Source organism: Bradyrhizobium sp. TM239, assembly GCF_036247985.1.
Lineage (GTDB): Bacteria > Pseudomonadota > Alphaproteobacteria > Rhizobiales > Xanthobacteraceae > Bradyrhizobium > Bradyrhizobium ottawaense.
In genome coordinates this window covers 1-9,828 of sequence record NZ_BTIR01000030.1, presented here as the reverse complement: position 1 = coordinate 9,828, position 9,828 = coordinate 1, and the positions used below count along the sequence as shown (strand labels likewise).

The window sequence follows — 9,828 nt, the reverse complement described above, 5'->3', positions numbered from 1 at the left end:
ACAAGCTCTCAGGATGACGGAGTGCCATTGGCGCTCGCCGCATCTAGCTCTCGTCATACTCTCCCGCTACGCTCCCTCCCAACCAGAAACATCAGGGAGGCCAGCCCATGCCCAAGCTCGATCATCTCCGCCCCAGCGGCCTGCATCACAATCCCGCTTATTCCCACGTCGTCACCGCGACCGGCGCGCGCACCATCTACATTTCCGGACAGGTCTCGACCGACGAGGAAGGGCGGATCGTCGGCGAGGGCGATATCGCCGCGCAGACCACGCAGGTGATGCAGAATCTCGGACACGCGCTGAAAGCGGCCGGCGCGAGCTATTCCAACATCGTGAAGATCACGACCTTCGTCGTGAACTACAAGCCGGAGCTGCGCCCGATCATCGGCAAGGCCCGCTCGGCCTTCTTCGAAGGCATGGAGCCGCCGGCCTCGACCCTGGTCGGCGTCTCCGCGCTCGCCGCGCCGGAATGGCTGATCGAGATCGAGGCGGTGGCGGTTGCGGATTGAAGATCTCGTAGCCCGGATGATCCGGGCTACGAGTGCCGCGCGCCCGATAGCTCTTGTAGAGCAGCCATCGCTTCGTCCGCCCTATCGACGGGCACAAACAGATGGTCGTGGTGGAAAGCCGACACGGCGTTCGCGCTGATGCCGGCTTCGGCAAGACGCGCCGTGATCGCCGCCAGGAAGCCGACCGCATCGAGTGCGGAGTGAACCGTCAGGGTGATCAGGCGCGAGGGGAACGCGTAGCGCAGCCCCGCCGCTTCGGCCTCTTCGCGAGAGATCACGAGCGTTGTTCCTTCCTGTTCGCGGAACGTCAGCAGCGGTTTGAGTGCTTCGGGAATGGCCTCGCTGGTCGGGATCGTGCAAAATACGAAGGTGCCGTCCAGCATCTTCGGCCTCATGTGTCTCAGCAGCGCGCCGAGATTGTGCTCACCCGTCATGGTGCCAGCTCCTGCAGGATCGTTTGAGCCCTTGCGCAGCTATCGGCGCCGGCGGCTGTTGAAGCCATGACAGGCATACGTTCGTATATCTCCCCGAATCCTTCTCATGCCCTGATCTTACGCTCGTACAATTGAGTGACGGCGGCGAATTCTTACAATTTGAGTCCACTCGGGTCACTGCGAGGAAGCTCAATGAATGTCGTCATTCGAAAGCTCAACGGTTTGTGGCACCTCATTGTCGGGTCTTGTCAGATCCGAACTCCGTTCCTGGAAACGCAGGATCGTCAGCTGGTCGTTCAATATGCCCGGCGCGTCTATCCGGGTGCGCGGATATTCGAACGCGATTGAGTTGAGCAGGTCTCGATCACTCGGGCTGTCCTGTTTCCGGGCCCTCATACGCGATGCCGCGGATCACCGCGGCGCTGCCGAATTTCTTGCGCAGGCTGTCCACCGCGCGCTCGGCGTGGGCGGCGCGGCGGTCGAGCATGTCGGTGTCGTCGGCGGGCGAGCCCTCGCGCAGCGGGCTGACGCCGGCGCCCATCAGGCGGAAGGCGGTGCCGTCGATCTCCTTGGCCAGCATCTCGCGGCAGATCGCAAAGATCTTCGCGGCGAGCTGGGTCGGCGCCGCGATCGACTGCGAGCGCGTGCGCTGGCGGAAATCGGCGGTCTTCAGCTTCAGCGTGACGGTCGAGCCGGCGAGCTCGCTGCTCTTGAGCCGCGACGAGGTCCTCTCGCACAGCCGCCACAAAATCTTCTCCAGCGTCGCGAAATCGCGGATGTCGGTCTCGAAGGTGGTTTCGCTCGAAATGGTCTTGGCCCCCCGGTCAGGCTCGACGCGGCGGTCGTCGATGCCGCGGGCGAGCCGCCAAAGCCTGCGGCCATCGCTCGGAAACTGCCGCATCATCTCGATCTCGTCGGCCTTCTGCAGGTCGGCGATGATGCGGAAACCGCGCTGCACCAGCCGCTCCTGCGTGGCGGGCCCGACGCCGAAGATGAAGCCGACGGGCTTCTCTGCAAGCATCGATCGGGCTTCCTCCTGGTCGAGCGCGGCGAAGCCCCGCGGCTTGTCGAGGTCGGAGGCGATCTTGGCCAAAAACTTGTTGCTGGACAGGCCGACCGAGACGGAGATGCCGATGTCTCGCTCGACATCGCGGGCAAAGCGCGCCAGCACCTTTGCCGGGATCATGCCGTGCACCCGTTCGGTGCCGGAGAGATCGAGGAAGGCCTCGTCGATCGAGAGCGGCTCGACCAGCGGCGTCAGGGCCTGCATGGCCTGGCGCACCTCGCGCCCGACCCGCACATACTTCGCCATGTCGGGCGGGATCACGACTGCATGCGGGCAGGCGTCGAGCGCTTTGAACATCGGCATCGCCGAGCGCACGCCATAGGTGCGTGCGATGTAGCAGGCGGCCGACACCACGCCGCGTTTTCCCCCGCCGATGATGACCGGCTTGTCGGCAATGTCAGGGTTGTCGCGCTTCTCGACCGTCGCATAGAAGGCGTCGCAGTCGATGTGGGCGATGGTCAGGCCCGCGAGCGCACGGTGGCGGACGAGGCGAGGGGAACCGCAGGCGGAACAGCGCCGCACGCCCATGTCCAGATCGGCCAGACAGTCCCGGCAGAAGCAGCGGGGCCCGGCCGTATCAGGGGCGGTCACGGCACGTCGCGCTCCCAGGAGGGGTCGCCGAGCACGTCACCGAGGACCTGTCGCGCTGCTGCGACGTTGGTCGGATGCAGTTCCGCGGTCGAGGCAAAGGCCTTCACGGTGGCGTCATCGCGCATCACGAAATCGAGCACGCTGAGCAGGAAATTCGGGTCCGAGGCGGCATTCCGGAGCGTCTCCGGACCCACCCCTGTCTCGGCCAGGAACAGGCCCAGCCGCTCGGGATCGCCGGCAACGAAGGACAGTGCCTGAATCGCAACGATTTCAGCGACTTCGCGGGGGTTGTGAACAGGCTTTTTCAAGGGGCCGGTTTGCCTTTCCGTTAACTTTCGGTGTCTACTTTGGAATATGCCCGAGTCTCGGCCTTGAGTCTTGCGACCCCAAACAAGCAACTGGAAACCACATCGCGGAAAGTGACCCTCGGGTTTAACGAAACTAGAGCAAATCTGAGGCTAGTTTGAATCCAGTTTTCGAAGCGCCGGCGAGCGGCGCCTGAGGCGTCACATGTATGGGTCTGCGGACCAATCAGGAGGGCGGGATGGCTAAGACCGTCCTGATCGTGGAAGACAACGAGCTCAACATGAAGCTCTTCCGCGACCTGTTGGAGGCGCACGGCTACCAGACCTCCGGCACCAGCAACGGCTACGAGGCGCTCGACCTCGTTCGCAAGATGCGGCCCGACCTCGTGCTGATGGATATCCAATTGCCGCAGGTCTCCGGCCTCGAGGTGACGCGCTGGATCAAGGACGATCCGGAGCTGCGTTCCATTCCCGTCGTCGCGGTCACCGCGTTCGCGATGAAGGGCGACGAAGAGCGCATCCGCGAGGGCGGCTGCGAGGCCTATTTGTCCAAGCCGATCTCGGTCGGCAAATTCATTGAGACGGTCCGGCGTTTCATCGGATAGGAAGTGAGTTCACAGTGTCCGCGCGTATCCTGGTCGTCGATGACGTCCCTGCCAACGTCAAGCTGCTCGAGGCCCGCCTCTCTGCCGAATATTTCGACGTGATGACCGCCTCGAACGGCACCGAGGCGCTGGCGATCTGTCAACGCGCCGAATGCGACATCATCCTGCTCGACGTGATGATGCCCGACATCGACGGCTTTGAAGTCTGCCGCCGCCTCAAGACCGATCCGGCGACGCACCACATTCCCGTCGTCATGGTGACGGCGCTCGACAGTCCGTCCGACCGCAACCGGGGGCTGGAAGCGGGCGCCGATGACTTCCTGACCAAACCCGTCTCCGACGTCGTGCTGATCGCGCGGGTGCGCTCGCTGACGCGGCTGAAGATGATGACCGATGAGCTGCGCATGCGCGCCATCACCTCGCTCGAGATCGGCATGCAGGCGCCCGAGCGCAGCGCCGTGGCCGACACCGGCAAGGGTGGCCGCATCCTGCTGGTGGACGACCGTCCGTCCTCCTACGAGCGGCTGGCGACGATCCTCGCCGCCGAGCACACCATCGACGTCGAGCCGAACCCGACGGAAGCGCTGTTCCACGCCGCCGAGGGCAATTACGATTTGCTGATCGTCTCGCTCGACCTCAACAATTTCGACGGCCTCCGCCTCTGCAGCCAGGCGCGCTCGCTGGAGCGCACGCGCCATGTGCCGATCCTGGCGATCGCCGACCCCGAGAACTCGACGCGGCTGCTCCGCGGCCTCGAGATCGGGGTCAACGACTATCTGCTGCGTCCCATCGACAAGATCGAGCTTCTGGCGCGGGCCCGCACCCAGATCCGCCGCCGCCGCTACACCGATCATCTGCGCGACAACGTGCAGAACTCGATCGAGATGGCGATCACGGACGCGCTCACCGGCCTGCACAATCGCCGCTACATGGAGAGCCATCTGGTGACGCTCGCCGAGCAGGCCGCGACCCGCGGCAAGCCGCTGGCGCTGATGATCCTGGACATCGACTTCTTCAAGTCCATCAACGACAATTACGGCCACGACGCCGGCGACGACGTGCTGCGCGAATTCGCGGTGCGGGTGCGCAAGTCGATCCGCGGCATTGATCTGGCCTGCCGCTACGGCGGTGAGGAGTTCGTCATCGTCATGCCGGAGACCGATCTCCACGTTGCCGGCATGGTTGCCGAGCGCCTGCGCCGCTCGATCGCGGGCGAGCCGTTCGCGATCCACAAAGGGGCGAAGCGCATCGAGGTCACGATCTCGATCGGCCTGACCACGCTGGAGCAGAAGGGCGAGGCGGTCGCCGACGTGCTCAAGCGCGCCGACACCGCGCTCTACCGCGCCAAGCACGACGGGCGTAATCGGGTGGTATCGCAGGCGGCGTAAGGGCCGGCTGCGCAAAATCGCGAAAACAACCCCATGCACAGTAGCCGGCGTTAGCTCGATCAATAGGTTAGGCGAGGGCAGCGAAATCGCTCGTGCGAAGGAGCGCGCCGTTCGACGCGTCCGGGCAATACAGGAGTGTAACGAAGCATCACGGTCTGTCCCGATGCGGCAGCAAGAGTCCGGCCAGAGAGAAATCGCCAGACATTGCTTCCGGACCTCGGCGGCCCGGGCAAAACAGCTCCGGCGTGACGGGGCGCGTGGGGTTACGGGACTGACCTGTGCAGTCCACTCCTCTCAGGAGCGCTTGGGGCGCTAGCCGATGAATTGCGTCTGCATCGCGGGATTAGTCGCGCCAAACTGGGCCAGATAGCAAAATCCTGCAGCCACTAACGTGACGCCTCCTCCGAACATGCAAAGGGCGAGAATAAAACCGAAAAGTCCTGCGCTCGCTAGTGTGTTAGCCTCGGCTGATCGCTCTTCCTCTGTGATCGCGTGCCTCTCGACATTCCACGGCGGTGTTTATCTCCGCTCCTTTCAAGCAAGCCGCCCCCGCCTTGCTATCTCGTCCTCAAGCTTTTTCAGCAACTTGAGGAGTGCGGGACCGTCCATGTCCTCACGCGCGGCGCGCATATAGTGCTCCAAAATCGTTGGCCCGGTTTCTGACAAAGGCCCTGGCTTGTTTCCCATTACCGTCTCCGATCCAAGAAGGCGGGAGCATTTCGATCTCCGCCTTCCGCTGATATGGATAAGCGGAAAAATGTCGCATATGCGGTCTTTGCAGGGTGGTCAATTTTGCTCACATTGAGCGGTGACCGCATCCCTTCAGGGGATCAAGCGTTCCAGAGAGACTGTGGCGGAGGTTGATGCCACGACCCGGCCTCCGCCGTATCTGACCTCGATCTTGGTGAAGCCTGTCCTGCGGTGACGGGCGTGATCGAGAATAGCTTGGCCTAGAGCTCAAGAGCTAGCGTCTCGGCAGCGCTCAGATCGGTAACTTCGGCCCCTTCGTCATCGATAACAACGCCGCCGTCATGGTGGATATCGAAGGGGTAAATTGGCACGGGCGTTCAATCAGCCCATGGCCTCAAGGTTCCTTAAGGTCCAGCCCTCAAGGGAGCGGCTACTACGCCAGCAGCCAGGCTGCGACAGCGTGGACAAGCAAAAAGAGCACGTACAGCCAGCCGGACATCGCGATGGTTATGGTGGCAAAGAAGAGTGAGCCGAGGACTAAATCAGCCAATCTCCCGCTCGCGGCCTTGAGAGGTGCCATCGGCGGGATCGAGGCGGGTGCGATCGGGAAGTGTTCGACGCCGAACGGGTGGGCCATCTTTGCCCCTCTCATGGCTGGCAGGGGAGCGCAAAAGCGGTCTCTCAGCCACCGACGTCTGCAGGACGAGCCATTGATCGGTGATGCGTCTTCAATGCGCGATGATAGGCAAGGTTCAATTCGTCCCTGAGGAGTGCCATTCCACTCCCTCAGGGATGCTGGACCACTCTCTTGCCCCGTTTCATCGCCGGCTTCGCTTCCCCACCCACATCCACCCCCGCATTCCGCAGCAGCACCTTCGCCGCTTCCTTCGCCGCGCGCGCCATCGCCGGATCGTCGCGGACGAGGTCCTGCGCGATCGAGCCGTCGACCAGCAGCACCAGCTGCGTTGCGAGCGCATCCGCCTCCGCCACGCCGAGCTCGTTCAGGCGGTCGCGAAACCAGAGGCGGCGGCTTTCCTTGAAGGCGATCGCGATCTTCTTCACGGCGCGGTCTGCCGGGCCGAGCTCGGCGACCGCGTTCACGAACGGGCAGCCGCGAAAGTCCTTGGCCGCAAACCGCCGCTCCAGCGAATCGAAGGTGGCGAGGATCTGCTCGGCCGGCGGCTTGTCGGAGGGGCGCGCGCTCACGAAGCGGCGCTCGAGGTAAGCCGCAATCAGCGCGTCCTTGGAGGGGAAGTGGTTGTACAGCGTGCGTTTGCTGATGCCGATCTCGGCCGCGATGGTGTCGACGCCGATGGCACGAATGCCCTGCAGATAGAACAGCTTGTCGGCGGTCTCGAGGATCCGCTCTTTCATCGTCTGTGGGGCGGGCGGGGGAGCCATGCAGTGGAATGCGTCCTGTTCGCTTGACAGCACAGGTCGATCATAGCCTAAGTACACAGGTCTGTGTAACCAAAATCAACCGATATTGCGGACGACGGCATTTGCGCCGTGCCCACGAGGGAGAAGAATATGCCCCTGTTGCAGGTCCTGCGTCCGACATTGCCCATCCTGATCGGCGCCTCGATCATGTTGACGCTGAGCATGGGGCTGCGGCAGAGCCTCGGCATCTTCATGCAGCCGCTGACGCACGACATCCACATCTCGATCTCGGATTTCACGCTGGCGCTGGCGGTGCAGAACCTCGCCTGGGGCTTTCTCCAGCCGCTCGCCGGCGCGATGACGGTGCGCTACGGCTTCCGCCCGATCATGATCGTCGGCTCATTCATGTACATCGCGGGCCTGGTGCTGATGGCGACCGCGAACGGCCTCGTCAGCATCATGATCGGCGCGGGCGTGCTGATCGGGACGTCGATGGCCTGCACTGCGGCTGCGATCGCGATGTCGGTGGCGGCGCGCGCGGTCCCTGCGACGGTGCGCTCGACGGTGCTCGGCATCGTCTCCGGGGCGGGCTCGCTCGGCGCGCTGCTGTCGGCGCCGATCGGGCAGTTGCTCAATGAGGGGTTTGGCTGGCGCGTCGGGCTCGCCGGCTTCGTCGTCATGTCGGTGTTGATGATTCCGGCCGCGTGGTACGCGGGGCGCGTCGACCAGGTCCCGCTGCCGAAGCCCGCCGCCGACGAGATCGACGATGCCACGGCTGCGACCGCGGCGAGGACCGCGTTCGGCAATGCCTCCTTCGTGGTGATGACCTGCGCCTATCTCGTCTGCGGCATGCAGCTCGTCTTCCTCACCACGCATCTGCCGTCGTATCTCGCGATCTGCGGCCTCGATCCGATGCTCAGCGCGCAGACGCTCGGCATGATCGGCGGCTTCAACGTGCTCGGCTCGCTGTTCTTCGGCTGGGCCGGCCAGCGCTGGAACAAGCTGGCGCTCTTGGGCGGCATCTACATCCTGCGCTCGCTCGCGCTCGCCTGGTACTTCATGCTGCCGGCAACGCCGTTCTCGACGCTGCTGTTCGGTGCCATCATGGGCTTCCTGTGGATGGGCGTAGGGCCGCTGGTCGCGGGCGCGGTCGCCGAGATGTTCGGCCTGCGCTGGCAGGCGATGATCCAGGGCCTCGCCTTCATGAGCCACCAGGTCGGCAGCTTCCTCGGCGCCTACGGAGGCGGGGTGATCTACGACGCGCTCGGCTCCTACACGATGGCCTGGCGCATCGGCGTCGCGCTCGGCCTTGCCGGCGGCATCGTGCAGGTCGCGTTCGCGCTTGTCAGGCCGTCGCAGCCGCCGGCGCCGGTGTTGCGGACGGCGTAGGCGTCCGGGCTTAGCGAGCGGTACAGACGGACGGCGTACGCCTATCATGCCTGGGACGCTGCGACGTTCGCCTTGACCGGGACGGGAAGCGAAACCTGCAACCCCCGGGCCAATGCCGGACGTCTCGATTTCGGCCGTCTCTTCGGCAGCTGTCCGAAATACGAAAGGGTTTGCATCAGCGCGCATCTGACGGCTGGCTCGATCTTCGCGCAAATGAACCAGCAGACCAAGACAAGCAGGCCCAGCGCGAGCCATACGGCCGTTGTGGCATCCAGGCCTGAAACGACCAGGGCACGAATGACCGCTGCGCCAATGACGTTGTGCGTGAGATAGAGCGGATAGGTGATCAGTCCGAGCGTTCTCAAATATGCCGGTGCTTCTGCAGAGGCGATGTCCGCAGAGCGCCTGTTCCTGTTTGCGGCACGGGCAATGAGGAGCACCGCGGCCGCCCAGACCATGATCGGCACGAGGGCTGATTGGTCCGCGATGGCGGGTATGGACTCCAGGAAGAAGGAGGCGAAGACGTCAATTTCCGCCGCGCCGGAAAGACAGGTGACGGCAACGGCGAGCTGCTCGAGCGCCGTCAACTCCCTGTTTGCGGAGATGAACAGCCAGATGCCCAGCGCGAAGAAGCAGCCATGGCTGAGCAGGAAGGCCGCGCACGGCACCCGGAACATCAGGATGACGAGATAGGGCAGGTCGGCTGGTGTCGTGCATGACGTGACCAGCAGCGCGACGGCATTGAATATCGCGCTGTAGATGGTGAGGCCAAAAGCCAGGTGTCGCAGTGTGATCTTCTTCGTGAGCATCGCGCAGAACACCAGCCCATAGAACGCCGTCTCGGCGGCCAGCGTCCAATAGACCTCGTCTAGCCATTGACCCGTGACGCCTTTGGGCACCATCAGCATGGCGTGGATGTAGGGCAGGATGATTTCGGATGCGGGTTCGCTGCCGAAGAGGAGCAGGACGAGGAAGGTCGCGGTGGCGCAAACCCAGACCGCCGGATAGAGCCGGAGCGCGCGGCCGAGAAGGAATGCGCCCGGCGAAGATGTGGTCGCCGAATTCGCAATGACGAAACCGGAGATGACGAAGAAGATCTCGACGCCGACCCAGCCGAACCATGTGAAAGGCGCGGCGGACGGGTACAGGACGTCAGCGGCGACGGTGCGCTCAAAGCCCGGGACGCCGATCGAGGTCCAGGCCCAGGACCAGAACATCTGGTGAAAAATGGCAACGCCGAGCGCGGCGGCGAAGCGCAGCGGATCCAGCAAGGACAAATGGCTCTTCACGGGAATGGACCAGATTCATGCAACGATCCCGCTGGAGATAGTGAAGTCGCCCATGGCGCTCTGCGAGGTCGGTCACACTTGGTCCGCTGTCCAATGAAGCTCATCGGGGGCGAGGGGATAGTTGCGGGCGGCGTGGAATCTACGCCGGCATTTCCCCGTCACCCTGAGAGCTTGTGACCCTA

12 protein-coding genes are annotated in these 9,828 nt (G+C 63.8%); 5 read left to right on the top strand and 7 right to left on the bottom strand.

Annotated elements, in window-relative coordinates; all coding sequences use genetic code 11:
- Positions 1-107: 107 nt before the first annotated feature.
- Positions 108-509 carry a RidA family protein gene (locus AABA84_RS34235; RefSeq protein WP_179738631.1) on the top strand — a complete coding sequence of 134 codons (402 nt, stop codon included), beginning with the start codon at positions 108-110 and terminating at the stop codon, positions 507-509.
- 26 nt (positions 510-535) lie between these two features.
- On the opposite strand, the gene AABA84_RS34230 is transcribed toward AABA84_RS34235, so the two are convergent.
- Positions 536-943 (bottom strand): ACT domain-containing protein, encoded by a 408-nt coding sequence (locus AABA84_RS34230; protein WP_212245131.1) that lies wholly within the window; start codon positions 941-943, stop codon positions 536-538.
- A 192-nt stretch (positions 944-1,135) separates the two neighbouring features.
- Between AABA84_RS34230 and AABA84_RS34225 the strand changes: the two genes are divergently transcribed.
- Complete coding sequence (locus AABA84_RS34225; protein ID WP_162832276.1) at positions 1,136-1,291, top strand: hypothetical protein; 156 nt, start codon at positions 1,136-1,138, stop codon at positions 1,289-1,291.
- Between the two features lie 16 nt (positions 1,292-1,307).
- On the opposite strand, the gene AABA84_RS34220 is transcribed toward AABA84_RS34225, so the two are convergent.
- Together AABA84_RS34220 and AABA84_RS34215 are read right to left on the bottom strand one after the other, a co-directional pair.
- The gene (locus AABA84_RS34220; protein ID WP_338314315.1) at positions 1,308-2,600 is read right to left on the bottom strand and encodes a DNA polymerase IV; all 1,293 of its coding nucleotides are present in this window, start codon (positions 2,598-2,600) and stop codon (positions 1,308-1,310) included.
- Positions 2,597-2,908 (bottom strand): DUF3572 domain-containing protein, encoded by a 312-nt coding sequence (locus AABA84_RS34215; RefSeq protein ID WP_338307778.1) that lies wholly within the window; start codon positions 2,906-2,908, stop codon positions 2,597-2,599. Before AABA84_RS34215 ends, AABA84_RS34220 begins: the two co-directional genes overlap by 4 nt.
- Positions 2,909-3,144: 236 nt before the next feature.
- On the opposite strand from AABA84_RS34215, the gene AABA84_RS34210 reads away from it, so the two are divergent.
- Together AABA84_RS34210 and AABA84_RS34205 are read left to right on the top strand one after the other, a co-directional pair.
- Positions 3,145-3,510 carry a response regulator gene (locus AABA84_RS34210; protein ID WP_008130064.1) on the top strand — a complete coding sequence of 122 codons (366 nt, stop codon included), beginning with the start codon at positions 3,145-3,147 and terminating at the stop codon, positions 3,508-3,510.
- A gap of 14 nt (positions 3,511-3,524) precedes the next feature.
- Positions 3,525-4,898: a PleD family two-component system response regulator gene (locus tag AABA84_RS34205; protein WP_212245119.1), complete on the top strand. Its 1,374-nt coding sequence runs from the start codon at positions 3,525-3,527 to the stop codon at positions 4,896-4,898.
- A gap of 950 nt (positions 4,899-5,848) precedes the next feature.
- Here AABA84_RS34205 and AABA84_RS35070 read toward each other — a convergent pair.
- The 3 genes from AABA84_RS35070 to AABA84_RS34195 all read right to left on the bottom strand — a co-directional run bounded on the left by AABA84_RS35070 (position 5,849) and on the right by AABA84_RS34195 (position 6,989).
- Positions 5,849-5,959 carry a DUF6894 family protein gene (locus AABA84_RS35070; RefSeq protein ID WP_433960963.1) on the bottom strand — a complete coding sequence of 37 codons (111 nt, stop codon included), beginning with the start codon at positions 5,957-5,959 and terminating at the stop codon, positions 5,849-5,851.
- A 62-nt stretch (positions 5,960-6,021) separates the two neighbouring features.
- On the bottom strand, positions 6,022-6,225 hold the full coding sequence (locus tag AABA84_RS34200) for a hypothetical protein (protein WP_038972441.1): 204 nt from the start codon (positions 6,223-6,225) through the stop codon (positions 6,022-6,024).
- A gap of 149 nt (positions 6,226-6,374) precedes the next feature.
- Positions 6,375-6,989 carry a TetR/AcrR family transcriptional regulator gene (locus tag AABA84_RS34195; protein ID WP_152102840.1) on the bottom strand — a complete coding sequence of 205 codons (615 nt, stop codon included), beginning with the start codon at positions 6,987-6,989 and terminating at the stop codon, positions 6,375-6,377.
- Positions 6,990-7,118: 129 nt separating this feature from the next.
- Between AABA84_RS34195 and AABA84_RS34190 the strand changes: the two genes are divergently transcribed.
- A complete protein-coding gene (locus AABA84_RS34190; protein WP_212245118.1) occupies positions 7,119-8,357 on the top strand; it encodes an MFS transporter in 1,239 nt (412 codons plus the stop codon).
- Between the two features lie 44 nt (positions 8,358-8,401).
- Here AABA84_RS34190 and AABA84_RS34185 read toward each other — a convergent pair whose 3' ends face one another.
- Positions 8,402-9,628, bottom strand: coding sequence for an acyltransferase family protein (locus tag AABA84_RS34185; RefSeq protein ID WP_338314314.1), 1,227 nt, complete (start codon positions 9,626-9,628; stop codon positions 8,402-8,404).
- Positions 9,629-9,828: the final 200 nt, after the last annotated feature.